Below are 26,685 nucleotides of genomic sequence, written 5' to 3'. Positions count from 1 at the left end.
TTACATCATTCCTTTCAAATAGACGAAGCTGAAAATAAAGATCCAAACAACATCTAAGAAATGCCAGTAAAGTGAAAAGATGAATGATTTATTAGCTGTTTCCGGAGTAAGTCCACGTTTTTTCACTTGTAAAATGATAAATAATCCCCAAAATAAACCGATGGTCACGTGTGCTCCGTGGGTTCCTAAAGTCGTTAATAAAATCGCGGTGAAAGCACTCGTTTGAAGACCTGCTCCAATATGCACATAATGCGTAAACTCATAAATCTCTACTCCTAAAAAAGTAAGACCGAGAAGGAGTGTAATGGTAAAGAATGAGATCATTGCATTCTTTCTACCTAATCTCATCGCATGAACACCAAGTCCAATTGTAAAGCTACTAGTTAAAAGGACAAGCGTTTCGATCAGCACAGGAGTAATTTCGAAAATCTCTGCGCCTGCAGGTCCGCTTCCTGTGCGATCCACTAGTGTAAAATAAGTTGCGAAAAGCGTGGCAAACAGCATAATTTCGGCTCCAAGGAAAATCCAGAACCCTAAGATATTTAATTTGTTTTGGTCTGTACTATATTCAAGTGGAAGCGAGTGATCTATTTTCATTAGCTAACACCTCGCAGCTTTTTTTCTGTATCTTCAACTTCTTTAACAGAAATATAATATCCGTTATCCTTTTCAAATGAACGATGTGCCATACAAACAAATATACCGATCGTTGTAATGATCGCTGGAATCCACATGCTAAATACGAATGAAAATCCCCAAACAAAGAAAATACTACTCATAATAAAAGGAACACCACTATTATTTGGCATATGAATCTTATCCAATTTTCCTTGGAATAAAGGAATATTCTTTTTCTTAGCATCCCAGAATGCTTCAATTGAACTAACTTGCGGTGTGACAGCGAAGTTATATGATGGAACTGGACTATGTGTTGCCCATTCAAGCGAGCGTGCATCCCATGGATCTGAACTAATATTTCTTGAAGCATAACGAGTACTGTAGTAAACATTATAGACAATTAAAGCAAAACCAATGGCAAGTCCTACCGCACCGACAAATGAAATTAAGTTCAATGGACCAAACCCAGTTGCTTCAGAGTATGTGTACATCCTGCGCGCCTGTCCGTCTAAACCAGTGAAGAACATTGGGAAGAAAGTGACATTAAAGCTAATAGCAATAAACCAGAATGCCCATTTTCCGATTCTTTCGCTTAGCATGAAACCGAACATTTTTGGCCACCAATACGTAAGTCCGGCAAGCATCGCAAATACTACCCCAGGAATAATGGTGTAGTGGAAGTGTGCGACTAAAAACATCGTATTATGATATTGATAATCAGCACTTGCCATCCCTAGCATTACCCCAGTTACCCCACCGATTGTAAAAATCGGAATAAAACCAATCGCATAAAGCATCGGAACCGTAAATTTAATTTTTCCTTTCCACATCGTCAACAGCCAGTTAAAAATCTTAATTCCGGTTGGAATCGCGATAGCCATTGTAGTAATTGAGAAAATACTATTTGTTAGTGGCCCTTGCCCCATTGTAAAGAAATGGTGGGTCCAAACTAGGAATGAGAAAAACGAGATAATAACGATGGAAGCGACCATTGATTTATATCCATAGAGATTACGTCGTGAAAAAGTAGAGATAACCTCACTATAAATACCAAATGCTGGAAGAATCAAGATATAAACCTCTGGATGTCCCCAAACCCAGAAAAGGTTCGCCCAAAGCATGTCCATGCCACCATTGGTTGTTGTAAAAAAGTTTGCACCAAAAAGTCTATCCATTGTTCCTAATAACAGAGCGATCGTTAACACCGGAAAAGCAAAAACAACAATGGCATTCGTAATGAAAGCAGTCCATGTAAACATTGGCATTTTCATCAATGTCATACCTGGCGCTCTCATTTTTAATATCGTTGTAATAAAGTTAATTCCCGATATTAATGTCCCAATACCAGCAATCTGGATCGAAAGCATATAATAATTGGTTCCAACCGATTGACTGAAGTCATTACCCGCAAGTGGAAAATAGGAAGTCCAGCCAGCATCAGGTGAACCACCAATGACGAAAGAAATATTGAACAACATGGCCCCCATAAAAAATAACCAAAAACTTAATGCATTCAAGCGAGGGAACGCCACATCACGTGCACCAATTTGTAGTGGTACAACGAAATTCATTAAAGCATAGATAAATGGCATTGCCATAAAAATAATCATTACCACCCCGTGGGTGGTAAACACCTCATTATAGTGCTGGGCATCTAAAAGCGTATTTTCAGGAACAGCAGTTTGTGCCCGCATCATGAGCGCATCTACGCCACCACGAAATAACATTAGTAAGGCGGAAATTAAATACATAATACCAATTCGTTTATGGTCAACAGTTGTCAACCATTCGCGCCATAAGTAACCCCATTTTTTAAAATATGTTAAGCCGACGACGATGGCAATAACGGTAAGACCGATAGCAACCATCGAAGCATAAATCGCCGGGCTTGGATGTGGAATGGCAAATCGATCAAAGTAATTCATACTTTTTGACTCCTTTCATGCAAAACGATTTGTTAACAAACTCTACATCTATTAATGATGATGTTTTTCTGTTTTTTCATGGGAATCTTGCCTATTCTGTGCATGTTCATCGTGATGTTGTTTTGAACCTTCATCCGAATCAGTTGATCCATGATGATGACCGCCATATTCACCTTCCGGAGCAGGTAAAAAGGTTAAATGTGTGCCGCTAAACGTTAATTGTCCAAGATGACCTGGTTCTAATAGTTCATTGAATTTATTTTCCGTTAATGGCTCGGCAGTCGCTTTTACCTCTTCAACCCATTTATCAAATTCTTTTTGAGGCATGGCTTTCACTTGAAACGTATTTTCTGCGAATCCCTTCCCACTAAAGTTCGCATTTCTTCCCATGTATTCACCAGGTACGCTGGCTGCTAAGTGCAAAGTCGTTACCATATCTGACATAGCATATTTTTGACCGCCAAGCTGAGGAATCCAAAAGCTTGTAATCGGTCCATATGAGTAAAGTTTGAATTCTAACGCACGATTTGTTGGGATATATAAATAATTAACCGTTTCGATATTTTCTTCTGGATAACTAAAGTGCCATTTCCAATCAGAGGAAGAAGCATAAATCGTTAATGGCTTATGATCTTCATATCCTTTTGGTGTTGCTTCGACTTCATAAGTCGATTTAACCGTGACAATCGAGAGAAATATAATGATTATGACGGGAATACCTACAATAATTGATTCAACGACCGGATGCCCTTCAATGTGTGGTGGTTCGTAATCGTTACTTTGTTTAGATGCTCGATATTTGGTAACGACAAATATTAATAGGGTGAAGACCGCAATCACAATAATTGCCATCGTCGCAATCGAAATCCAAATCACATTGGCTTGTGTTTCTGCTTGAGGCCCTTTTGGATCTAAAACCATTAATGGTTCACAACCGGTTAATGCAAACATACATGTAATAACAAAACTAAAAAAAGCCCATTTCATTTTCATTCAGGTCCCCTCTTTCTTTGAAGATGAAATCTAAAATGTAAAAATACCAAAGTTATATATCATATTTTATTATCATCAAATAATAAAAACAGTTAAATGTGATAAAAGTCACAAAGTTTTCATGAAGTTTATTCACAGAATGTTAATAAAAACGACTTAAAATGGATATTATATCGATATAATAATGGATGTTTATAAAAATGAAGTAAGATAATAGGATAATTATTAAACGAGGTTATCTATTATTAGAGGTAAGTTGTACATTTTACATGTACATAGGGTAATCCGAAAAGGCTTGCAAATCGTTCTTTGCAAGCCTGTTTTTATTTTGTAGTTTAGATAAATTTAAAAAATGGTGCGAACCTCTGATTTCAAGTAAATATACTTCTGCTTCTTTGACCTAAGTCCATTGACATTAGGTGATGCTTTTTAGGCAAAAAGATATATTTTTTTCTCTAATAGAATTCCTCCGGCCATTCCAATTCAAATCCATCTTTTCTCAATTCCGCTTGAAATGCAGTCAATAGTTTTTCATCTTCTCTTACCGTTTTTGGATTGATATTGTGTTTTATACAAAACGCAACTAATGCCCCGCAGGCTTCGCCTATATTCCACTCCGTAGGATGCAGGCGATAGCAACCGTTTGTAATATGTGTCGTTCCGATATTTTTGCATCCGGCTAATACGTTGTCGACGTCTTTCGATAGTAATGCACCTAACGGAATATGATAAGGCAATGCTTTAATATCAAGATAATTTCTACCAGCCATACTTGGATGTAAATCAATACTATAGGAACCGATTCCCACCCGATCGTGATAGTTTTTTCCAGTTCTCCCTTTATTAAAATCTGGAGATACGTCTTGTTCAAGAATCGTATACTCGGCTTTAATTCGTCTAGATTCACGAATATATGCCGATTTAGCCAATCCATCCTTTGTGCCAAATATATCTTTTCTAAGCTTTAATCCTGGGTAACCTATTCCCCCATCTCGTCGCGGCGCTTCTGTTTGTAACCAATAAAGAAGTGAAAGGCTGAGCTGTTTTGCCTGATATATATGTTTCTCCTTTTCTTCTTCTGAAACATCATAAATATTTCCTAAAAAGTAATCATTTTGTGGCCAATTCATCAATGTTATGTCACCAGCTTTATATTGTGACTCAAACTGGTTTTTATAAAATATTCGACGATATTCCCAAAGTGGGAACCCTGTTTCTTCACGAAATAATGTATACTCTCTTTTTTCTTTCGTAATTGGATGCGGGGCAAAAAAACTTAAATATTTGTCCGGCCAAATATCGGGATGAAATTCTCTCCAAAACTGGTACATTTCAGGTTCTGGAATAACATGATTTTCTCCTTCGCGATATTCCATAGGCAATACGTATGTGAAAGCTTGAATATCTTCTGGATTACTCTCTTCTAAACCATTAGGTTCTCTCGTTTCAGCTTTAGACTCCGCTCCCACAACATATTCAATATCAGCCAAAGGGAGAACGTCCCCTGTTTCTGTTGCATCAATAAAATATGGAGATGTCACTTGCACCTTTTCACTAGTAATCGTATTTTCAAATGTCACTTCACGTATGTTTTTATCTATTTTTAGAACTGAGATGATTTTTGTATTTAAGCTAAGTTGTAATTGATTTGTCAAAAGGTAAGGCATAAGCATTTCATATAAAACATGCAATGAAACTCGTGGATCATGACAAATTTTACTTACAAGACCATTGCCAGGATTAAAAGAAGGACTAGCCTCTTTCACATTAAACGCCTTAAAATATGTATCTATTACTTTATTACGGTAAGTCCGATATCTTTTTGTACATCCAAATTCTTCAATCCATGGATGTTCATCTGGTGGAACACCTTGAGAAGTGACTTGCCCCCCAATCCAGTCTGTTTCTTCCGTCATAAAAACCCGAAGACCATTCGCACAAGCAGAAAGAGCCGACGCACAGCCCCCCATCCCTCCACCAACAATCACTAAATCTACTAGCATGTAAACCTCCTTAATGATAAAACTTATTTTTTCAGTGACTTCGAAATCTACACATGTCCCTATCGCTCTACTCAAAACAATGTTTTTTCTTTTATAGTTAGTTGGAGTAATCAATCAACTTTGTCAAAGTGATTGATCTTTTATTTAACAGACTCTTAAAAACTTCCGGAGCCTCACTAAACGATACTTTTTCTTTAATATACGGTTGAATATCAATCCTTTTTTCATCTACTAATCTCAAATATTCGCCGATATTTCTTCCTTCTGTCCAACGGATAAATCCATATGGATAATCAATGGCTTGTTGTTCGTAAATTTTATCATAACGACCAGGACCACCCGCTCGTGAGATTAGAATTTGTGCTTCTTTTCCAAACATAAGATCCCTGGGAAAATTTGGTTCAATATCGCCTACAATGACTACTTTTCCTTTATTACGAATCCACCCGAGACTTTGCTTCGTCAATATCGATTGTTTCCCACCTGCACATATTAAAACCGCATCGGCACCATTATTATTTGTAGATTGATATATTGCCGTTTCCATCTCTTCAACAGATGAAAATGATTTAATCTTATCTAACATCCCTGTACGTTCTTCTGAAATATCATAGGCAATAACGTTATAAGCTGCTGCATCAGCTATTTTGGCAATCTGTTGACCAAGAACTCCTAAGCCTGCAACAACAACTGTTTCTCCAAATTGTAAGTTGGCGATCCTGAGGGCATGTATCGCAATAGCACCTAATCCACAAAGCGATGCTTCCTCAGCAGTTAAATTATTCGGCACTTTGATACATAACGTTTTTGGAACTAGTAAGTATTCAGAATGTCGCACATAAGGGGCACCATAGCACGCTACAATGTCACCTTTTTCAAGATTTTCTACATCTTCCCCACATTCAATTACTGTTCCAACTGCACTATATCCGATTGCATATTCCTTTCCAACACTATTTTCTATCATACTTAATTCGGTACCTGGAGAAATGGCTGAATATAATGTTTTGATTAATATATGGGAAGGTTTGATCGAAGGAATCTCTTCTTCTATAATTTTAACCCTTTTATTGCTTGCAACGATTGATTTCAATGGTAGGCCTCCTACGTTTACCTTTACGAAAACCACTTTTCTATGTTACTTCTTACAAACTTATCATCATTTAAATGAGGATATTGTGCGTATACACGATCAATTTCTTCATTTTGGCCAAGACTCAGTTTTTCTTTTTCAAGCAAGCACCAATTTCCTTTTAAAAATCCTTGTCTAGCCAAAATTTCATTTATTCCCGCAATGCTACCTTTAAAATCGTGGCTCGGGTCAAAAAAGGCTGCATTTGCATCTGTAATTTCCTGCCCTAGGGTTAATAATTCTGATGGAATAAATTCCTTATCTTGAACCGTTTTAATTTCATTGAATATCTCAACAACTTTTTTCGTCCATACCGACCAATGCCCCAATAATCCACCGACTATTTTCTTTTCTATCTTTTTATTCCCAACTTTTATTCGATACGTAGTTAAAAGATCCGCTACGATATTGTCATCATTCCCTGTGTATAATGCGATTTCTTCATTTCTATTGGAATGGCAAACAGCACGAACAACATCAAATGTTTGATATCGATTAAACGGAGCTATTTTTACAGCGTGAACATTTGGAAGGTCAGCAAACGATTTCCAAAACTCATAACTGAAAATCCTTCCACCCACAGATGGTTGTAAGTAAAAGCCGAATACAGGAATAATGTCTGCGACACTTCTAACATGAGTAAGTAATTGCTCTTCTGTTAAATCCTTTAATCCTCCAAGACTTACTAACCCAAGATCGTAACCCACTTTTTTCGCAAATGAAGCTTCTTTTAATGCTTGTTCGGTTCGCCCGCAAATTCCAGCTATTTTAATAAATGATTCTGCTACTTTAGCTTTTTCAATCTCTTCAATCGCTAGTGATAAAACTTTCTCATATAAATTAAATTCAGGATTACGAATTTCAAATTGCGTTGTATGTACGCCGACAGCAATCCCACCGACACCAGCATCAATATAATAACGAGTGAGTGCTCTTTGACTCTTCTCATCTAGTTGTCTATTTTCTGTTAAACCGAGTGGATGTGCGGGGATAACAGTACCATTTTGCAACGCTTTTTTTACTACTGGACTAAGCATTTAAAACACTCCTTCCCGTTCTTGGAAATGAGTCGGTTTATTTAATGTTTCCCCGCCCAGCTTAACCCAGCCTGCTACTAATTCAATCATTTCGTTAAGAGTCACCTTAGGATATCCAAATAATTTATGAGCTTTCGAAGCATTATTTAATAGAGCGGTTGTTTGTTCTTCACCGATAAAGTGAGCAGCTTTATTAAAGTATTTTCCAAATTCTTCAGCTAACCAGCGAACCGAAATCGTTTCCGGTCCTGTAATGTTCAATATTTTAGGTGGTGATTCGCAATGCAATAATGAGCGCAGAGCATACTCATTTGCATCACCTTGCCATATAACATTGACACTACCCATAGTGAGATCAACTGGATTTCCTTCATATACTTGTTTGGCTATTTCAAGCAATACACCGTACCTGAGATCAATGGCATAATTCAATCTATATATAAGAATAGGTGTTTGATTTTTATGAGAAAAATAGGTGAACACTCGCTCCCGACCTAGACAAGACTGGGCATACTCCCCAATTGGACCTACAAATGTGTCCTCTGAACAATTCGTACTCCCAACTTTTGTTAGAGGATACACATTTCCTGAGGAAAAAACAACAATGCGTGAATCTTTAAACCTTTCAGCAACCTTTCCGGGTAAATACACATTCATCGCCCATGTAAAATGCTCATTACCGTATGTTCCAAATTTATTACCGGCCATATAAATAATATTTTTTACTTTTGGAAGTGACTCCATTGCTCCTTCCTCTAATAAGTCCAATGCAATCGTCTCTATTCCATAGTCTTCGAGTTCTTGTTTCAAAATTCCTGAGGAAAATCTAGATACACCAATGACTCTTTTTTCAACCCCAGCTGCGTTTATCGCCCTTTTGGCCATTTTCGCAAGGGTCGGGCCCATTTTTCCGCCTACACCTAAAATTAATATATCTCCGTCTAATGTGGATAATTGTTCAATGAGCTCTATTGAAGGTTTTGACATGAAATCCTCTAACTCCACAACCGTTTTCATGTTGTCACTCCCTATTCATTTAATCTTTGAAACTTGTATCACCCTGTATTTATTATTTTCTCCCGGTAATTTGTCGGAGAAAGACCTGTATATTTTTTAAAAGTACTTGCAAAAGTGGTTGCATTCAAATAACCAACTTTTTCCCCGATTTCCGCAATCGTCATATTTTCTTTTTTTAGATATTCTTTTGCATGATTGATTCTTACACGATGTAAATACTCAGTAAAATTAACACCAAAATTATTTTTAAAATACTTGGAGAAATACTTTGATGATGTATCTGTAACCGAAGCCATATGTTCAAGATACATATTATCCATGTAATGCAGTTCTATATAATGAGCTATGAAGACTGGATTTAATTTATTGTCTTGGTCTTGAGCCTGTCTTCCTTTTTCTAAAATATAATTCACTACCTGCATAAAGGTACTTTTCAAATCTTCAAGGTTTTTGGAGTCCTTAATACTACCGTCAAATTCCATTTCAAGCATGTGCAATTTTTGTTGTTCTTCTTCATTTAGTTGGAGATGTCTTTTCATGTATAGAAGCAGACTTTGCAAGATCGCCACAAATTGATGACGTTGAATATTCAAATCGATATTTTGCACGATAATGTCATCGATAATCTGGATGGAGTCCTTTTCATTTCCGCTAACGAGTAAATTGGGTAATTTTTCCACATTTTCGATTGGAAAATACACCTGTGCCTTAGGTTGAATGGTTTCGGAATCATAAACAGAACCCTCAACTCCAACATTTCGATATAAGGATGAATGAATAATATCCTGATACGCTAATCTCAAATAATCCACCTTTGATTCATACACCTTACTAATAACGGCATAAATATCGGACTGCATCGATACTTGAGCATGTTTTATAAATTGTTGAACAGCTTGAATCACATGTTTTCGTTCGGATGTATGATTTATTCCAACTAGCACCAAAAATTCTGTATCCATTTGATGAAATACAGTTACGTAATGTAGATTTTCTTTTAATCCACATTCAATAAATTTCTTATATTCCTCAATCTGCAGCGTTTCTTTCATTTCACTAATTGGTTTACTTTCAAATGTCAATTGTAAAAGAATGAACCGGCGATCCATGAATAAATCTGAAACATAATCCTTTATTTGCGAATACATTACAGGATTATCGTGACTTTGCGTAATGGTTTGGATAAAAATATATTTACTCAACTCTTTTTGCAATCTTTTTTCTTTGTTCTTAGATGCTTGAAAATCTTGTTTTAATTGGATGATCGATTGGAAAATACTTTTCCAATTTGGTTCTCCTCCAATGATGAGACCGGCTTTTTTGATTGGGCGAAACAAATATAAACTAACAACGAGCAATAATAAGAGTGTAACGATACCGCTAATGAGCATTATCGTTTGTTGGTCGTTTGTAATAGATGCAACAGCCGTATACTGAAATGGGATTCGATTAATGTATGTAAATCCGTTATAGTCCGATTTATAAACGACATATTCATACTTTTGATTCTTTACTACCCTTTCTTCACCAGCGCCTATATATAACCCTTGAACGACCTCACCTAAACTAATCTTTTCTTCTGTTGATAAGACAATATTATTGTTTTGATCTAATATTAAAAAAGAGGTCTCATCCATCATTGTTCTTTGATTTATATTTTCCAATAAAGTATCTACGTTTAAAAAAACAAGAATGTTTTTGGAAGAAAATTGGGTGTTACCTGCAATCGTTATCAAATTTTTGGGTTTATAGTTTTTTCCGCTTGTTTTTTTCAAGTAGGTCCTTGCAGGGAATATTTCCAACGGTTTTTCATCAGTAAAAAAAGATGTCCAAAACATAGCATTATGTTGTTTGTTTTTATATTGTTCATTAAAGTATTCATTTAAATCTATTGTTCCCTGTGATGTTATCGCAAGATCAGAATGATCAAAGAACACAACAACGTCCTCAATATAATCGTGAGAGGATGAGATTGTTATCAGTTTATGCATGTCTTTATAAAGCAGATAATTAATATAACTTCCTTCATCTTTATCTTTCGGGTCATAAGGTAGAGTATCAATCGAGTAAATTAAGTTATTTATTTCTCTAAACGTATCATCAATCGATTCAATGATTCCGCTGACAATCAGGCGATTATTTTCCTTCATTTGCTCGTAAAGTCTTTGTGTAGAGGTTTTCATAAGATAGTAATTGGTCGAAAACATGATTAATACAAATATGAGCAAGACGGAAAATATACGCATGAAACCTCTCACAGTGATGAACTTTTCCATTTGTAACACCCCGTCATGTCAGAATGTAATAATACACTACATTCGATATGGCCCTTTATTATCCCTTCTCAGAACCTAACATTACCCCTTTTGCAAAGTACTTTTGGGCAAATGGATAGATAATTAAAACAGGAATCATACTTATGAAAATGGTGGCATTTTTTAATGCTTCAGGAGCCAAAGCGGCTTTATCAATCAAACTTTCATTTTCGTTATTTGCAAAAATTAGCATATCCCGCAAAATGACTTGTAGTGGATATTTTGCTGAATCATTCAAGTAAATCATAGGAAGAAAATAACTATTCCAATGTCCCATGAAATAGAATAGTCCGATTGATGCTAAGGCAGGTTTGGAGAGCGGAATCATGATGGTGAACAGAATTCTAAACTCTGATGCTCCGTCGATAACTGCAGATTCACGAAGAGATTCAGGCATACTCTCAAAGAAGCTCTTCAAAATAAGCAATTCAATGGTCCAAATAGCATTTGGAATGACTATGGCCCAAATCGTATCAATCATGCCTAGACTTTGAACAAGAACATAAGTTGGAATCATTCCGCCATTAAAGAACATCGTCAAGACGATAGCGAGCATAAAAAATTTTCTTCCGAAAAACGTAACCCTTGATAAAGGATAGGCTGCAATAGCTGTCATGAGTAAATTAATCGTCGTTCCGAGTCCTGTATAAATTATCGTATTTAAATAGGCTTTAGGTATTTTATTTTGACTTAAAATTTCTTTATAGGCGTCTAAGTTAAATCCTTTCGGTAGCAACCAAACATTCCCTTGCACGACCTGACTCGTCTCACTAAAAGATACAGCGACTATATAAAAGATGGGATATAAAATAGCTATTCCTATAGAGCTCAAGATGATCGTATTGATAACAGTAAAGATCGTAAATCGCTTTTCTCCTACCATAAACTCTTACCTCCAAGCCTTCTACTTAACAGATTGGCAATTAACAGCATGATTAAAGCAATAATCCCTTCAAACAGACCAACTGCAGCCGCATAGCTATAATTTGCTTGAAGTAAACCTTGCCGATAAACATAAGTAGAAAATACATCAGCAACCTCATAAGTCATTGGATTGTAGATTAATAAGATTTTTTCAAATCCAATTCTGAACATATTTCCTGCCTTGATAATGAATAATATTAAAATCGTCGGCATTAATCCTGGCAAAGTAATATAGCGGATTCGATCCCATCTGGTCGCGCCGTCTACTTTTGCAGCTTCATATAAGTCAGGGCTTATTCCAGCGATTGCTGCTAAATAGAGAATTGATTCATATCCCATTAACTGCCAAATATCAGATCCGATATAAACCGTACGGAACCAACTTGGTTCAACAAGAAAGTAAATTTTCTTAAATCCAAGTGCAGCAATGATATCATTAATAATCCCGCTACCCGGGGATAGAAAGTCAATAAGCATACTGCTGACAATAACGATGGACAAAAAGGACGGTAGAAAGCTGACTGTTTGAACCGACTTTTTAAACCAAAGCATACGAACTTCATTTAATAGAATGGCAAAAATGATTGGAAACGGGAATCCGATAAGTAAGGTATAAAAGCCTAATAGAATTGTATTTTTAAAAAGTTTAAAGAAATCCGGACTAGAGAAAAAAGTGAGAAAGTGCTCTAATCCTACCCATTCACTTCCTGTAATCCCTGACCAAACATCGTAATCCTTGAAGGCGATTATTAATCCATACATTGGGCCATATCGAAAAAGGGCAAAAAAGACAATACAAGGTATAAATAGTAGCAATAATTGTCGATCTCGTTTGATATGTTTAAATATAGAGACCCAACGTGATGGTTCTGGTTGTTTTATTTGCATGTTATGCGTCCCTGAATGTGTTTTTGGCAAACTGGTCCCTCCCAATTAAACATAAAGTGTGCCGTCTAAACTCGGGGAATATAGGGCTGGTACTCTTATCCAGCCCTTATCCAATGAGACAATCTCTATATCCGATTTACTACATTATTCACTGTCAAAACGCTTCTGAGCATCGTTATAAACTTGGATAAAATCGTCTACCTTCAATCGTTTAGCTTCTTCAAGCCAAGCGTCCCATTCCTTATCACCATGGGATTTAGTCATCACGTATTTTGTGCTGAATTCAATTCCAGCCGTTAATAAGTTCGGTTGTAATTTTGCTATAGTGTCATTTTCTTTGTCATTAAACTTCAAGATAGGATCAAGCGGCTGCATTTTTCCTTGCATCATGTCCTGTGCCTCTTGTTCTTTTTTTGTGTAATTAAAATACACACTGCGCTCATCTGCACGTAGGTACATTCCTTCTACCCACATACCATATTGGTTTTCCAAATCTTTAATCCCGACGACATCAACATTTAAGTCAGGATACGTGATCTTTCCATCTCCCTCATCTTTGTAGATTTCGTCTTTAACACCTACCATAATTAACTCTGCGCCAGATGGACTAGATAAGTAATCAAGAAGTTTTAAAGCAATTTCACTCTTGTCATTCTTCGTAACTGTGTGTCCCCAGTTCGCAATTTTATCTAAGCTGCGAATTGTATTTTCTGGACCCACCGGGTTACCGTAACGAAGATCATAATCTGGATTTTCAGCTTTTACTTGTTCGTAGAACATATCAAGTCTTCCAATCCAGTCAAAGGTAACGAATGATTTTCCAGTTGTCATTTTTGTTGTCCAAGATGCTTCAGTATCAGTAATAAACTCCTTATCTAGTAATCCTTCATTATATAGTTTTTTCATAAAGTCCAACATTTCTTTATGTTTTGGATCTGTAAATTGGAATTTCCATGTTTTATCGGATTCATCATAGTAAGCTGGATATTGGGCACCTGTGATCCCCCAACCGAATCCCCAGTCTCTATAAATAAATTCAGCTGTTTTAGACGCATAAGGGGCGGAATCCGGATATTCTTCTTTTAGTTTTTTCAACGCCTCATAGAATTCTTCTGTATTGTTCCATAACTCTATGCCATTCTTATCAAAAATATCTTTACGATATAAGAATCCGTGGTTTAATTCGCGGTTTACACCATATATTGGCCATGTATACATATTACCTTTATCATCAGAGAAGGATTTCATAACCCAATCATTTTCCTCTGCATACAATTTCTTGTAGTTAGGAAGTTCATCTAAATATTCATTAATGGCAACGACCGCACCTTTTTGGCCAAGCTCATTTACCTTTGCAACAGGTAAACCGTGCCAAATATCAGGAAGTTGCCCTGACGCAACAACTGTATTTAATTTTTCACTATAAGTTCCGGATGAGTACGATTGTATATTCAGTTTAATTCCTGTTCTTTTTTCAATTTCTTTAATGACGGCTTTATCCTTTAAGTTGCTTACATCACTTACAAGCATCCAAGTAATTTCTACTGGTTTATCAACTATAGGTAAATTGATTCCTCCTGTATCACCATAATCTTCTGTAGGTTCATTTACTTGTTCTTCAGAATTGTTTCCGCTTTCATTTTGTTTATCAGTTCCACCGCCAGTTTTTTCTCCGGAAGTACTGCAACCTGCAAAAATGCCAAAGACAAGAAGTAAAACAAATAACAATTTCGATAATCGACCTAGCATTTAATTTCCTCCCTTTTTTTAAATGCCTTTTTATCGCCAAATAATGGGGAATACTATACGATCAACACATTATACATTTGATCATATTCACAATATTCGGCCTCATCAACAGGCACATCAAATATAGAATTATTAGCAACAATTGTAAACAAACGATTTTCACTCACTCTATACTCTGAAATAAAAATCAACTGAAAAACACGAAAACCCTTGCTATATCAAGGGTTAGGACAAGGGTGGAAATTGATAAATAGGTGGAAATTGATAATATCAGTAATTTGATTTGTTATGTAACCGCACACAAAAGATCTGATAAAAATAAAGTATCCATGACTCAGTAAGGGGATGTTTTTTACTAAGAAGTTATATCATGCTGATCTGGATATAGTTGTACTTTATGTTTGATCTTTTCAAAAGCACGATTTGCAGATGCCATGATAATAAACGCAGGTGCACTAGCTCCGAAGAACACGATTAGTCCTGGTACAATAATGGCTAAAATGCCAGTAAAGAATAGGCCGACAATCATGATTATCGTCGAAAGCGGACTTGCAAAGGCAAATAAAAAGCTATATTTAAAATAGTTAAGCAGCTTCATTTCATAGCTTACGAACACAGGAAAAATATATAGGCACATCAAACAAAATAAAAACAATATGATAATCAGTAAGAGTGCGAGTATTTGAAAGGATGTCCCTTTAGAAATTAGGATAACTCTATAATCAATATAAAAGATGAGTAACAGAATACCCAAAGTAAGACCAATCATATTTGATTTGGCAAATTCTTGTTTAAATCCCTGCCAGTACGTTTTAAATACGGGAAGATCGATTTCCTCTCTCATCCATTTACGCATTACCGAAAATAATGCTGCCGTAGAGGGCATAATTCCAAAGACAACCCCACCTACCAGAATAAAAATAATCCAAAGGAAATTTACATAGATGAGACGAATAATCCAGTCCCCTAACTTATATAATCCTCCAAGAAAGCCTTTCATTTCCATCGCAAAATCCTCCCGCCAGTAGGAAAAGTTGTATCGGTCCTTCTTTGTAGATTATAGCATAGGCACAAACAACTTCTCAGAAATTTAAGGAATTAGAATCTTAACAACAAAAGCGCAAGTGCAGTTCAGTGACATACTTGCCAAAAGTCTCCTTCGGCCTAAGCCATGCGATAAAGGAAACACGCCGAGGGACGATTCTGGACTTCTTGCGCAAAAGAAAAGGACAAGAAGTTTGCTAGTCGACGACTGCTTGCATTAGACGGAAACTATCTTTATATAGTTATCCATAACTCTCCATATTTGTTATTTCCCAGTAACCAATAAAAAAATGGCAAGGACTCTGCACACTTGACCCGCCGCTGTATTCTATAGAAACTAAATCATTATTTTTTCTACTACTGGCGTTAAGTTATCAGCGATACTTAAAAAGCCTAAATCAGTAGGATGTATACCGTCGACTGTTTTTTCTTGCCACAGATCTCCGAGTATATTTGTCCCTTCGCAAAAATAAATATGTTTATCTCCTTCTTGCTGTAATTTTTGTATGAGTTGTTTTTGGAAATCTAATCGCTCTAACCGCTCTTGAAGGAGTTGTCGATTTATTTTTTCTTGGGCATATGGAAATTTCGAAACAACCAAAATAGGGGTGTCGGGATATTTTTCACGGTAAACTTGTATAAAGCGAGGAAGTGTTTCTCTATACAATTCGGTACTAACACAGTTCGGCTCATAATCCAATACGAGACAAGCTGGATTTTCAATTTCACTAATGATATGTGCCATATTAACTTCTCCCTTTCCATTTCCCGAAAATCCTAGATTAATAAACTCCCTATTGATTCTTCTGCTCATAATATTTGTGTAGGCCATGCCGGGACGAGAGGCACATCCACCTTGAAGGATCGAAGTCCCATAAAAGATAAGTTTTTTCTCATCCATATAATCTGGTGGCGCTGCAATATTTGCATCTGTATCAATACCTACTAGGACTTCATTTACCCCTTGATAAAGAGGGAAATGTAAAGTTATAGAAAGCAGACTTTGCTCCTCTCTTTCAAATAACACCACTTCATAATGGTCTTCAGTATGTTCATATTTCGATACACTGCAAAAAACCTGCTCTCCCGGTTCACCAATATAACAATCAAATCCACATTGACCTGTAGCAGGCATATGAAACATATTGGCTTTTCCTTTTAACTTCACCTTGATTGCTAATTTTCGAGTATTAGTTCGAAAGCGAATTTGTCCTCCTGCAGTAGAATCAGCCAAAAAATCAACTGGTTCTGTAATTTCGTACAATGGATGCTTAGGTAATCTCCTATAAACTTTTTCCTCGTTTAACCAAGCAAAACCATTAATACGAAAAGGCGGCTTTCTAGGATCAATCCAATTGATTTCACACGCTTCAACTATATGAGGTTGCATATTTCTATCTAGATTTCCTACTTTTACCTGACTACTTGCTTTGTTCATCTAAATCCCTCTTTCGATATTTTGAAAAATATATAAAACTATCATTCTTAGATGTTATTTTCATTAAACTTTTTTATCACTTTTTCCAAAAGTTTCGTTCATTCTTTCGATTGGATCATCTTCAATCGCTGAATCCCACTCTAAAACTTGATTTACTCTAAGCAATTCTTTTTTTAACTTGGCATACTGAATGCCCTGAACTGTCGTTTTGTCTTTAAATGCTAAGCTTGCTGCTACTCCAACTGATTGCCCTAGAATCATAAACACAGGCTCCATTCTGATCGATCCAAATGCAATATGGGAAGCTGATAAGCAAACAGGAACAAGTATGTTCGTACATTCTTCTTCTCTTGGTCTTACTGAACGATACGAGATAGAATACGGCGAAATTGGAATCTCCACATCTCCTTCATTCACACATTGTCCAGCGATTACAACTCGTCTACAATGATGAGAATCCATTTGATATGAGGCGAGACCAATAGAATCATTGATAACTGACTGACCTAAACAATTGTGATCCGTCACTACATAATCAGATATCATCCTTCTGCTTTCACGTATATATAACTGTGGTGGCCAGTGCCCGGTTTTGACAAATTCATCTTTCGGCAGTCCCCATTTTGCTACTTCTTCTCGTATGGACAAGGGCACTTGTGAATCATTAGCTAAAAAATATAGCATTCCTAGATTATAATTAAAATGATCTTGAAAAATTCTTTCTCTTGTTTCATAACTTCCCTCAGGCCATTCATAATTCATCCCAATATAATCTGTTGAAACAGCACCGTAATTATTCAAATCTGTTTTGCCATTTGGCAGCAATGTATGTAAATTCATGGCATCCCATACACCAGCATTGATATACCTTAGTAATAGTGTGTACCGGTTTGGATCATAATATGGCGGCTTTGGAAAAGGAATACGATTTTCTTCATCTTGTGTTAAACATAATCTAAAATTATAGGCTTGAATCCGTTTATCCCCTTGCCCCCGAGTCTCGATTTCTTGTAATTCCGGCTCTGTAATTCCAGGTAGTAAACCGCTTTCATTTTTCCCTTCAATTACATATGGATCAACAGGAACTTCAAACTTATGATGAGGATAACCAAATTGGACACCATTGTACGTCTCATTATATGTAGCATTCGATTCACGCCCTACATAATAGCTGATCCCAGCTTTAGCCATTAAATCTCCCTCATAACTTGCATCAACAAAAATATGGCCAATAAAAATATTTCCATTTTCCATAGCAATTCTTTTAATCTTTTTATTTTCCATCTCTACTTCTTTTAAATGTTGTAGATAATAGACAGGGATTTCATTTTCCTCTAACCATTTTGTAAAAATAAATTTTGCCACTTTTGGTTCAAACGTCCATTGTTCTTCTTTTCCATAATATTGCCCGATTCTTTTATAAAATTCTCGTGATAAACCACCTACCGCTTCCTTAGCACCGAAATCAGTAGCACCTAGTCCACTTGCTGTCATCCCACCTATATGGTTGCTAAATTCGACTATTACGACACTCAAACCTTTTTGTTTTGCTTGAATTGCAGCTGTAATACCAGCAGGAGTCCCTCCATATACAACTAAATCACTTGAAATTTCATTTGCATGATTACTTGGATTTGACGGTGTATAATATTTAAGGTTTTCAAAGCTCATCTAATCCCCTCCACATAAAACATCTTTACTTAAGATTGTTCCCAATGTTACAAAGGCATCAACTTCTTCTAGGTTCAGTATATCAAATAATCCCTAATCCCCAATGCTATAATTTATTGCACCATAAGCCGAATCAACAAACAACACTGTTGAAAATGACATTAATTTTTACAGTAAATCTATAGAGAATATAAAGGAATCCGAATATTTTATGGACATTGCCAAACAATTTTATTTCAAAAGTAAGTGCAAAAGCACAAGCGCCTGAATCGACGTACAGGGCCTCAGGATGTGGGTTCGCCTTTCGCCACAGGACGTGACGCGGCTTCGACTGAGATAAAGAAAACACGGCAAGGAACGATTTGATGTTGACTTATCCTAAGGAGAAGAAAAACAAGTTTACCAGTCGACGATTGCTTGCGATGACGAATACTACCTACCTAGAAAGTTGTCCGCAAAGTTCAATTGTATAATTTCCTGGACTATGAAATAATCTATATATACAAAAAAGTCCCATCACGAGATTGGGACTTTTTTTTATGGTTTAAATTACATAAACAAAATAACCAATAAATATAACAAAAAGTACATACATAATCGGATGAACTTCCCTTGCTTTTTTCATAGCAATCATGCTGATTGGATAAAGAATAAAACCGAGTGCAATGCCTGTTGCCACACTAAACGATAATGGCATCATTATGACAATGATAAAACTAGGAATGGCAACGGTTAGGTTGCTCCAATTAATTTTTCCGATTTCCGTTGCCATCAAAGCCCCGACAATAATGAGAGCTGGAGCGGTAATTTCTGGAGTAATAATAGACAAGACAGGTGAGAAAAACAATGAAACGGTAAAACACGCTGATATTACAATGGATGTAAAGCCTGTCCGACCTCCAACTGCTATTCCAGCTGTAGACTCAACAAACGAAGCTGTAGTAGAAGTACCTAAAACAGATCCAACAATCGTTGACATAGAATCAGCCAATAGAGCTTTACCTGCATTTGGAATTTGGTTGTTTTTCATTAGACCTGCTTGGCTTGCAATCGCAATTAACGCACCAGCAGTATCAAAAAAGGCAACAAACAAAAAGGTAAAAATGACTGCAAGCACTTTAGGAGAAAAGATGTCATCCAAATGGTTGAAAACAACTCCAAAGGTTGGTTCAAGACTTGGTATTTTCCCAATAATTGCTTGAGGAGGTTTTATTACTCCAAATACCATTCCAATAATGGTAGACAGTACCATTCCATAAAAAATTCCGCCTTTGATACCTCTATTGAATAAAATAATCGTAATGATAAAACCCGTAATAGCAAGTAAAGTTGGAGCAGTACTAAGATTTCCGATCGATACGTAGGTTGCTTCATTTGAAGTAACGATACCAGCATTTTTCAAACCCATAAAGGCAACAAAAAATCCGATTCCTCCCCCTATTGCATGCTTTAAATCTTGAGGAATGATATTTATAATCTTTTCACGGATTTTCAACAAGCTTAAAATCATGAACAAAACGCCTGCGATAAATACACCCGTCAGTGCCGTTTCCCAGGGTATATTCATGCCAATACAAACCGTAAACGTAAAAAAAGCATTAATGCCCATACTTGGGGCAATACCAATTGGATAATTTGCCATTAATCCAATTAATAATGTGCCAATAATTGCAGATAAAGCTGTTGCCGTAAATAATGCTCCTTTATCCATACCTGTCTGGCTCAAGATCACTGGATTAACAACTAGAATATATGCCATTGATAAGAATGTTGTGATTCCTGCTGCACTTTCTTGCTTGAATGAAGTGCCTCGTTCGGAAAATTGAAAGTAGTTTTTCATGATGAGTCCCCCGAATATAAAAAAATCCCCTGTCAAACTCGAACTGCCAGAGGAAGGTTTACAAAGGACAAGAAAAAGCTTATGGATTTTTCTCATTCCCTTGTAGACCGGCAATTTACCGCAGCCGGGTAGAGACGTTCAAGCCTTATTATTGAACTTATACAAGGTTTTTATAAAAAAGTAATAAAAGAATGTTAACAAGGATAAAGTGATGAGTCAATAACATTAGCCTTTGTCAGCTAATTAAATTAATTTCGGATCCTAACGCTCTTTAACTAGAAATGGCATTTCTCTTTGAAGTTTGCCCCTCCATTGACGAACTTCTAGTTATATACCATCAATAAAATTATCAAACATCTCAAAAGATTCTTATAAATGTGATGTTTATCACATCTCTCCACATAGATTTTTGGTATTATCATTTCGAATAAACACGTGCTCGGAACATAAAGGAGGTAGTTATGAAAAAGTGATAATATTTAGAAAAAAAACTCAAACTCTTACACAAAACAGACATGAAAAACAAATTCAATTTATTATTCCTCCTGAGACAGAATTAAAAAGGCAAATCGAGATTATTTCCCTTAGTGAAAAAGATTTATTCATTGTTAAGGGATTAGAACCAATCATTCACCAAAACATTACTACCATTGTAAATGAGTTTTATGAAAACATAATAAATAAACCAAATTTGCAGCAAATTATTGAAACGTATAGTACAGTGGACAGACTTAAACAGACGTTTAGGATCCATATTATGGAGATGTTTGCTGGTGAGATTAATCAGGAATTTATCGCGAAAAGAGTTCGGATAGCTCATGTACATGTAAAAGTAGGTTTAAAAACAAAATGGTATATGAGCGCATTTCAGAATTTAATGAATTCATTAATAAAACTTGTGGCGGAAAAAATAGAAAATAAATCCGATTTAATGGATGCAGTTAAAGCTATTAGCAAATTACTTAATTTTGAACAGCAATTAGTCCTAGAAGCATATGAGCAGGAGACAGAAAAGCAACGTCAACTTCAAGAAGAAAAGAGATCTAAAATTCAACAAGTGGGAAGTAGAGCAGAGGATTTAGCGGCAATCGCTGAAGAGACGAGTGCTTCTATTGAACATTTAAATTTACAATCAGCTGCCATCACGGAATTAGCTCGACAAGGATCAGAACTAGCGAGCGAGGCTGAATATTACTCTTATAACGGGATGGACCAATTACAAAAATCAAGAGAAAGTATGGAGTTTACAAAGGCAAGTGTGGATAATATTATCACCAATTCAAATGAATTGAATCGTTTATCAGATCAAATTGATATGGTTGTTTCAATTATCAAGTCTGTTTCTGACCAGACCAACCTCTTATCCTTGAATGCTGCTATTGAGTCTGCTCGAGCTGGTCAATATGGGAAAGGTTTTGGGGTTGTAGCAAACGAAATTCGCAACTTGTCAGAGCAAACCAAGAAATCAATTTTAGAAGTATCCAAACTTATATCAGAAACAAAGATTCAAATCAATAATGTAACTTCTTCTATTCATGAAGTAGCAGATATTATTCAAAATGGAACTAAAATAATGTTAAGTACAAATGACGCCTTTGAAGAAATCTTAAAGTCTATGGTAAAAAACAAAGAACAAAATAATTTAATTGAAAGTGAAATACAGTCTTTTATAAAAGTAATTACAGAGATATCAAGTGCATCGGCACAAGTTGCAGTTATAGCGGATGGATTAAATCAAGCCACCTATGAATTGAACTAACAGTATAGCAATAATCTTTTGGCTCCTTTACAGGTAATACTGCTTTATGACAGGAACCCATCCTCTTCTTAATTCATATCATGCCAAAAAGATATAAAGAAGGTGGTTCTAATCGAGCAGTCTATTTATTTAGAATTCTTATCCAAATTTGGTGTCGGTAGTGCACACCCCGGGGGTATGGATCTTACAAAAGAATTATTGGAATCTGAAGGAATAAACGAAGCGTCTCATATTTTAGATGTAGGATGCGGTACTGGTCAAACAACAGCATATTTAGCTTCCCATTATGGAGCAAATGTAACAGGGATGGATATTAACCCAATCATGGTGGAAAAATCTAGATATAGGATGGCAAAAAACCAATTACCTGTGGAGATTATTCAAGGATCCATTGAGAATTGCCCTCTTGGGAACGATACATTTGATTATATTTTTTCTGAGTCTGTGCTTGCTTTTGTCAATGCACCTAGAGCACTTAAAGAAATTTTTCGCTTATTAAAAAGCGGTGGCCGTTTCATTGCTAATGAACTTACGATGAATCAGCAGCTTGAAGATACTGAACAGGAAGAAATAAAAAAATTTTATGGCTTTGGATCTTTCTTAATGGAGGAGGAGTGGATCACTTTATTAGAAGATACCGGTTTTAAAAATTTACAAGTTTACAAACCGCCATATTCTCTTACACAAAATAATTCAATACCTGAATTTCACTACTCAGAATCTATTGAACCGAAACTATTTATGGTCATGATGGAGCATTTTAATAATATGTATAAGTATGATGGGGTCATGGATTTTCGAATTTTTACATGTACTAAGGAGTAAATCAAAAAGGCTTGCAGTACCATTTATATGGCCGCAAGCCTTTTTAGTTCCGTAGCTTAGATAAAGAACGGGAAAAATGGTCCGAATGCCCTGATTCCAAAGAAAGGGAATCCGAATAATCCAAAAGGTCCGAAAAATGGAAATAAGCGACTGCTGCTTTCCTCTCCCATGTGATGATGCATTTTAGGCATAATAAGATATAATTTTTCATGATCATGGCTGTGTAGTATTCCTTGATAAACAGAGCCATCATTTAATTCAACTTGAACAAATTGATACATATGATGTTTAGCCTTATCATGAAAATGCTTCATATCTCTATGATCTTGTACAGTTTGATCCACTGGCCTTTACCTCCTCTATATTCTCCATTCAAAATATTCTTGCTTGTGGGTTTGTGTTACGGGTTTTGATAAGTTCATGAAGAAAAAGGAAGGTGAAAGTTTCACCACGAGCGAAGGGTGAAGTTGCCAGCCAGCAGTTCCTTTTTCTGTTAATGTTCCTTTTTTACCATTGTGTAATGTTAGAAAAATCAGCAAATCTGTTTTTAATGTGCAAACGTAATGAGTGTTTGTATGTTAGTTAAGAATTCATCACTTTTAAATAATCGAGGCTTTTCCGAAAAGCGACCATGTTGAATATCAATGTTTAATAAGGCCGTATGTTCCCAATTCATTATTCTTCTTCCATGAATATTCTTTTTAAATTATGTATATATGTACAATAGATTAAGTAAATAGGTTTTTGTATTTAGATTTCTAAAATTATTAAAACCGTTTCAATGCTGAATACATCGAAACGGTTATTCCTAATTAAGCCTCCCACTTAAAAAACTTTGCACCAACAGCAAATGTTACAACTGCCCATAATGCGAGTACGCCAATATTTAACCAAAAATGCGTGTTTAAAATCCCTAGTCCATAAACCATGCTATCACGAATGCCATTCGCAAAATAAGTTAGCGGGGAGATGACTGACAGCGGCTTAACATAACTTGGCAGTATAGATAATTCAAAGAAAATCCCGCTTAAAAACATCATGAGAAAACTGCAAATATTCGCGAGTCCCATATAGCCATCCATTGATTTTGTAAATGCGGTTATCATAAATCCGAGAGCGGAAAAGGAGATCGTTCCGACGATAAAAATAATCAAAAAAGAAAGGATATTGATATTTAGCGTAGCTTTGAAAAAGAGAACACCGATTAATGTAAGCAGCAAGATTTGTACAACGGAGAGAATAAGTCGCACGAGTGAAATGCTTAAACCGAATGTTTTCATAGTGATTGGTGTTACCATCATTCGCTTTAACAGACCATTGCGACGCATTTCAATTAAACTGACCATCCCAAATAACCCTGCTTGGGCGATCGATAAAGCAATCATGCCCGTAACAAGAAAATCGGTATATTTTAGTTGATCATTACCTGATGAAATAAATTTTGTTTGCAAAAATAGCTGCGGTGTTACTTCTGCAATTTTATTATTCGTTTCTTGTAAAATACTGTTTACAATCCCGCTCATAATTTGACTTAGTGTGGAATTTTCTTTTTCTTTGTTTAATAATAACTCAACTGACTTTGCATCAGGACTTGCAGGAAGCACAATGGCTGCATCAATCTTTTTATCTTTTAGCCAAACTTCAGCTTGTTTCCTGCTAACCGGAGAATCTTTTTTCCAAGCAAGCATTGGGATATGCTTTAAAATTGTTTCTAAGTTTGAAGCTAGTTCGTTAGGCTCATCCATCACGGTCACAATGTTAGCCTCAAAAGAAGTGTCTCCATCATTCAATCCACCAAAAATGGTAAGGAAAATAACCATTAATAAAACTGGGAAGGCAATAGACCAGCCCCATACAGCTTTTTCGCGAAATGTGGATTTAAAATTCGCTTCAAATAGCTTTCGAAACTGCTTCATCGTTAGTCCCTCCACTCTTTCCCTGTATAAGAGATAAAAACATCTTCAAGGCTTACATCTTTAATCCCGATCTGTTTAACTTCAATTTGATTCTCTGTCGTGTATTTGAAAAGCTCATATAATGATTGTTCAGTATTCGTTGTTGAAAAATAAAGAGTATTTAGCTCAGTTTTTACGTTTGTCACTCCGGGATATTGCATCACTATATCAACGAATTTCTCAACATCTTTTAATGTAGTTGGAAAAGAAAGGTGTATTTCACGTTCTTGTGACAAAAGGTAAATCAAGTTTTGTGGAGTATCTAAGGCGATGATTTTTCCTTGGTCAACAATACACACACGGTCGCTTAACTTTTCCGCTTCTTCCATATAATGCGTCGTTAATATCGTTGTCTTCCCTAAGCCTTTAAGATTCCGGACAATATCCCATATGTTTCTTCGTGCTTGTGGGTCGAGCCCAGTGGTCGGTTCATCAAAAAATAAAATATCTGGATCATTGACGAGTGCTATGCCGATAGCAAGACGCTGTTTTTGCCCACCGGATAAAACCTTTACTCGTTTATTTCGATGTTCAGTTAAGTTAATGAATTCGAGAACTTCTTCAACTGGCCGGGAACGTTTATATAAACCGGCAAACACATCTAGGCTTTCATAAACGGTTAGTAAGTCAAATAATGCACTTGTCTGCGGTTGGACGCCGATGATTTGCTTAATTTGTTCAGCATTACGTTTCCAGTTCATTTCTTTTATTTTGATTTCTCCAGAATCCGGAGTTTGCAGTCCTTCAATCATCTCTAAAGTTGTTGTTTTTCCAGCCCCATTAGGACCGATAATCGTAAAAATTTCACCCGCCTCCACTGAAAAGCTAATCGAATCAACAGCTACCACCGTTTGAAACGTTTTACGAAGTTCCTTTACTTCCAATATAGGCACACTTCAATCCTCCTTAAAAATGCATAAGTTTTTATGATAAGTGTAAGAAAGTGGAAAATTTTTTCACACGGTAAATTGTATTCCGATAGGTAGGAGAATACTAATGATATTTTATTTTAAGTAGGTACTTTGAGAGGTCTTCTACTTTAATTCGGAGATTAAAAAAATGACTAAACTATATAGAACTTGGTTTAGTCACTCATTTTGTCAAGTCAGTTGACAACTATATCAATTTATTGCAGTTTTAATAATGTGAGTACCTTTTTCTCCTTTTTAATTAACTTCGAATCCACGCTTATTTCATTTATTATAAACAAGAAAGTGGCGTCTCTAATAAATTCAGAATTGCCACCTTTTCTAAAATCGTACTACTTATCTTTCTATAACTGTATAAATACAAATAGTACATAACACTAAAGTGGCCTAGTAATGATAATGGTATGGATAGTGGTGATATGGGTAGTATGGGTATGGATGCGGATACCCATATCCAAAGCCCGGACCACCAAAGCCAAGACCTGGATAAAAACCAAGTCCAGAGCCAGGTCCACCTAATCCTAGACCAGGGGCAAAGCCAAACCCTGAGCCTGGGCCACCTAATCCTAGACCAGGAGAAAAGCCAAACCCCGAGCCAGGACCACCTAAACCAATACCTTGAC

General features: G+C 36.1%; 21 protein-coding genes and 1 riboswitch. Of the genes, 2 read left to right on the top strand and 19 right to left on the bottom strand.

Annotation, left to right across the window (positions count from 1 at the left end):
- The 15 genes from qoxC to KHA97_RS21060 form a co-directional block, all read right to left on the bottom strand.
- The gene (gene qoxC, locus KHA97_RS21130; protein WP_213126773.1) at nt 1-597 is read right to left on the bottom strand and encodes a cytochrome aa3 quinol oxidase subunit III; all 597 of its coding nucleotides are present in this window, start codon (nt 595-597) and stop codon (nt 1-3) included.
- A complete protein-coding gene (qoxB, locus tag KHA97_RS21125; RefSeq protein WP_213126772.1) occupies nt 597-2,543 on the bottom strand; it encodes a cytochrome aa3 quinol oxidase subunit I in 1,947 nt (648 codons plus the stop codon). The genes qoxC and qoxB overlap by 1 nt, the downstream gene beginning before the upstream one ends.
- Nucleotides 2,544-2,594: 51 nt before the next feature.
- Nucleotides 2,595-3,536: a cytochrome aa3 quinol oxidase subunit II gene (gene qoxA / locus KHA97_RS21120; protein ID WP_213126771.1), complete on the bottom strand. Its 942-nt coding sequence runs from the start codon at nt 3,534-3,536 to the stop codon at nt 2,595-2,597.
- Between the two features lie 455 nt (nt 3,537-3,991).
- A complete protein-coding gene (locus KHA97_RS21115; RefSeq protein WP_213126770.1) occupies nt 3,992-5,539 on the bottom strand; it encodes an FAD-dependent oxidoreductase in 1,548 nt (515 codons plus the stop codon).
- Nucleotides 5,540-5,636: 97 nt separating this feature from the next.
- Entirely contained in the window at nt 5,637-6,632 is a 996-nt protein-coding gene (locus tag KHA97_RS21110) for a zinc-dependent alcohol dehydrogenase (protein WP_213126769.1), read from the bottom strand.
- Between the two features lie 23 nt (nt 6,633-6,655).
- A complete protein-coding gene (locus KHA97_RS21105; RefSeq protein ID WP_213126768.1) occupies nt 6,656-7,708 on the bottom strand; it encodes a dihydrodipicolinate synthase family protein in 1,053 nt (350 codons plus the stop codon).
- Nucleotides 7,709-8,725 carry an NAD-dependent epimerase/dehydratase family protein gene (locus KHA97_RS21100; protein ID WP_213126767.1) on the bottom strand — a complete coding sequence of 339 codons (1,017 nt, stop codon included), beginning with the start codon at nt 8,723-8,725 and terminating at the stop codon, nt 7,709-7,711.
- Between the two features lie 38 nt (nt 8,726-8,763).
- Nucleotides 8,764-11,001, bottom strand: coding sequence for an AraC family transcriptional regulator (locus KHA97_RS21095; RefSeq protein WP_213126766.1), 2,238 nt, complete (start codon nt 10,999-11,001; stop codon nt 8,764-8,766).
- Between the two features lie 58 nt (nt 11,002-11,059).
- Entirely contained in the window at nt 11,060-11,923 is an 864-nt protein-coding gene (locus tag KHA97_RS21090) for a carbohydrate ABC transporter permease (protein ID WP_213126765.1), read from the bottom strand.
- A complete protein-coding gene (locus KHA97_RS21085) occupies nt 11,917-12,852 on the bottom strand; it encodes an ABC transporter permease (RefSeq protein WP_213126883.1) in 936 nt (311 codons plus the stop codon). Before KHA97_RS21085 ends, KHA97_RS21090 begins: the two co-directional genes overlap by 7 nt.
- 144 nt (nt 12,853-12,996) lie before the next feature.
- Complete coding sequence (locus KHA97_RS21080; protein ID WP_213126764.1) at nt 12,997-14,601, bottom strand: extracellular solute-binding protein; 1,605 nt, start codon at nt 14,599-14,601, stop codon at nt 12,997-12,999.
- Nucleotides 14,602-14,956: 355 nt separating this feature from the next.
- Nucleotides 14,957-15,607 carry a YesL family protein gene (locus tag KHA97_RS21075; protein ID WP_213126763.1) on the bottom strand — a complete coding sequence of 217 codons (651 nt, stop codon included), beginning with the start codon at nt 15,605-15,607 and terminating at the stop codon, nt 14,957-14,959.
- Nucleotides 15,608-15,982: 375 nt separating this feature from the next.
- Nucleotides 15,983-17,083: an SGNH/GDSL hydrolase family protein gene (locus KHA97_RS21070; protein WP_213126762.1), complete on the bottom strand. Its 1,101-nt coding sequence runs from the start codon at nt 17,081-17,083 to the stop codon at nt 15,983-15,985.
- 63 nt (nt 17,084-17,146) lie between these two features.
- Complete coding sequence (locus KHA97_RS21065; RefSeq protein WP_213126761.1) at nt 17,147-18,754, bottom strand: FAD-dependent oxidoreductase; 1,608 nt, start codon at nt 18,752-18,754, stop codon at nt 17,147-17,149.
- A gap of 544 nt (nt 18,755-19,298) precedes the next feature.
- Nucleotides 19,299-20,594: an NCS2 family permease gene (locus tag KHA97_RS21060; RefSeq protein ID WP_213126760.1), complete on the bottom strand. Its 1,296-nt coding sequence runs from the start codon at nt 20,592-20,594 to the stop codon at nt 19,299-19,301.
- Between the two features lie 83 nt (nt 20,595-20,677).
- Nucleotides 20,678-20,779: riboswitch (purine riboswitch) on the bottom strand.
- Nucleotides 20,780-21,063: 284 nt separating this feature from the next.
- Between KHA97_RS21060 and KHA97_RS21055 the strand changes: the two genes are divergently transcribed.
- Together KHA97_RS21055 and KHA97_RS21050 are read left to right on the top strand one after the other, a co-directional pair.
- Entirely contained in the window at nt 21,064-22,353 is a 1,290-nt protein-coding gene (locus KHA97_RS21055) for a protoglobin domain-containing protein (RefSeq protein WP_213126759.1), read from the top strand.
- Nucleotides 22,354-22,530: 177 nt separating this feature from the next.
- Nucleotides 22,531-23,178, top strand: a complete 648-nt coding sequence (locus KHA97_RS21050) for a class I SAM-dependent methyltransferase (RefSeq protein ID WP_213126758.1) — start codon at nt 22,531-22,533, stop codon at nt 23,176-23,178.
- Between the two features lie 56 nt (nt 23,179-23,234).
- On the opposite strand, the gene KHA97_RS21045 is transcribed toward KHA97_RS21050, so the two are convergent.
- The 4 genes from KHA97_RS21045 to KHA97_RS21035 all read right to left on the bottom strand — a co-directional run bounded on the left by KHA97_RS21045 (nt 23,235) and on the right by KHA97_RS21035 (nt 26,026).
- Complete coding sequence (locus KHA97_RS21045; RefSeq protein WP_213126757.1) at nt 23,235-23,522, bottom strand: LSm family protein; 288 nt, start codon at nt 23,520-23,522, stop codon at nt 23,235-23,237.
- 203 nt (nt 23,523-23,725) lie between these two features.
- Nucleotides 23,726-23,854 (bottom strand): hypothetical protein, encoded by a 129-nt coding sequence (locus tag KHA97_RS24350; RefSeq protein ID WP_267912467.1) that lies wholly within the window; start codon nt 23,852-23,854, stop codon nt 23,726-23,728.
- A gap of 136 nt (nt 23,855-23,990) precedes the next feature.
- Nucleotides 23,991-25,094, bottom strand: a complete 1,104-nt coding sequence (locus KHA97_RS21040) for an ABC transporter permease (RefSeq protein ID WP_213126756.1) — start codon at nt 25,092-25,094, stop codon at nt 23,991-23,993.
- A gap of 2 nt (nt 25,095-25,096) precedes the next feature.
- A complete protein-coding gene (locus KHA97_RS21035; protein WP_213126755.1) occupies nt 25,097-26,026 on the bottom strand; it encodes an ABC transporter ATP-binding protein in 930 nt (309 codons plus the stop codon).
- Nucleotides 26,027-26,685: the final 659 nt, after the last annotated feature.

This window comes from Lederbergia citri (assembly GCF_018343625.1).
GTDB lineage: Bacteria > Bacillota > Bacilli > Bacillales > Bacillaceae_C > Lederbergia > Lederbergia citri.
Note: the sequence above shows the minus strand (reverse complement) of the source record. Positions and strands in the feature narration are given on the sequence as shown.

Excerpts from the sequence above, each read along its gene's own strand:
- qoxC (WP_213126773.1), bottom strand. The coding sequence starts at position 597 with ATGAAAATAGATCACTCGCTTCCACTTGAATATAGTACAGACCAAAAC.
- qoxB (WP_213126772.1), bottom strand. The coding sequence starts at position 2,543 with ATGAATTACTTTGATCGATTTGCCATTCCACATCCAAGCCCGGCGATT.
- qoxA (WP_213126771.1), bottom strand. The coding sequence starts at position 3,536 with ATGAAAATGAAATGGGCTTTTTTTAGTTTTGTTATTACATGTATGTTT.
- KHA97_RS21115 (WP_213126770.1), bottom strand. The coding sequence starts at position 5,539 with ATGCTAGTAGATTTAGTGATTGTTGGTGGAGGGATGGGGGGCTGTGCG.
- KHA97_RS21105 (WP_213126768.1), bottom strand. The coding sequence starts at position 7,708 with ATGCTTAGTCCAGTAGTAAAAAAAGCGTTGCAAAATGGTACTGTTATC.
- KHA97_RS21100 (WP_213126767.1), bottom strand. The coding sequence starts at position 8,725 with ATGAAAACGGTTGTGGAGTTAGAGGATTTCATGTCAAAACCTTCAATA.
- KHA97_RS21095 (WP_213126766.1), bottom strand. The coding sequence starts at position 11,001 with ATGGAAAAGTTCATCACTGTGAGAGGTTTCATGCGTATATTTTCCGTC.
- KHA97_RS21090 (WP_213126765.1), bottom strand. The coding sequence starts at position 11,923 with ATGGTAGGAGAAAAGCGATTTACGATCTTTACTGTTATCAATACGATC.
- KHA97_RS21085 (WP_213126883.1), bottom strand. The coding sequence starts at position 12,852 with ATGCAAATAAAACAACCAGAACCATCACGTTGGGTCTCTATATTTAAA.
- KHA97_RS21080 (WP_213126764.1), bottom strand. The coding sequence starts at position 14,601 with ATGCTAGGTCGATTATCGAAATTGTTATTTGTTTTACTTCTTGTCTTT.
- KHA97_RS21075 (WP_213126763.1), bottom strand. The coding sequence starts at position 15,607 with ATGGAAATGAAAGGCTTTCTTGGAGGATTATATAAGTTAGGGGACTGG.
- KHA97_RS21070 (WP_213126762.1), bottom strand. The coding sequence starts at position 17,083 with ATGAACAAAGCAAGTAGTCAGGTAAAAGTAGGAAATCTAGATAGAAAT.
- KHA97_RS21065 (WP_213126761.1), bottom strand. The coding sequence starts at position 18,754 with ATGAGCTTTGAAAACCTTAAATATTATACACCGTCAAATCCAAGTAAT.
- KHA97_RS21060 (WP_213126760.1), bottom strand. The coding sequence starts at position 20,594 with ATGAAAAACTACTTTCAATTTTCCGAACGAGGCACTTCATTCAAGCAA.
- KHA97_RS21050 (WP_213126758.1), top strand. The coding sequence starts at position 22,531 with ATGGATCTTACAAAAGAATTATTGGAATCTGAAGGAATAAACGAAGCG.
- KHA97_RS24350 (WP_267912467.1), bottom strand. The coding sequence starts at position 23,854 with ATGAATTGGGAACATACGGCCTTATTAAACATTGATATTCAACATGGT.
- KHA97_RS21040 (WP_213126756.1), bottom strand. The coding sequence starts at position 25,094 with ATGAAGCAGTTTCGAAAGCTATTTGAAGCGAATTTTAAATCCACATTT.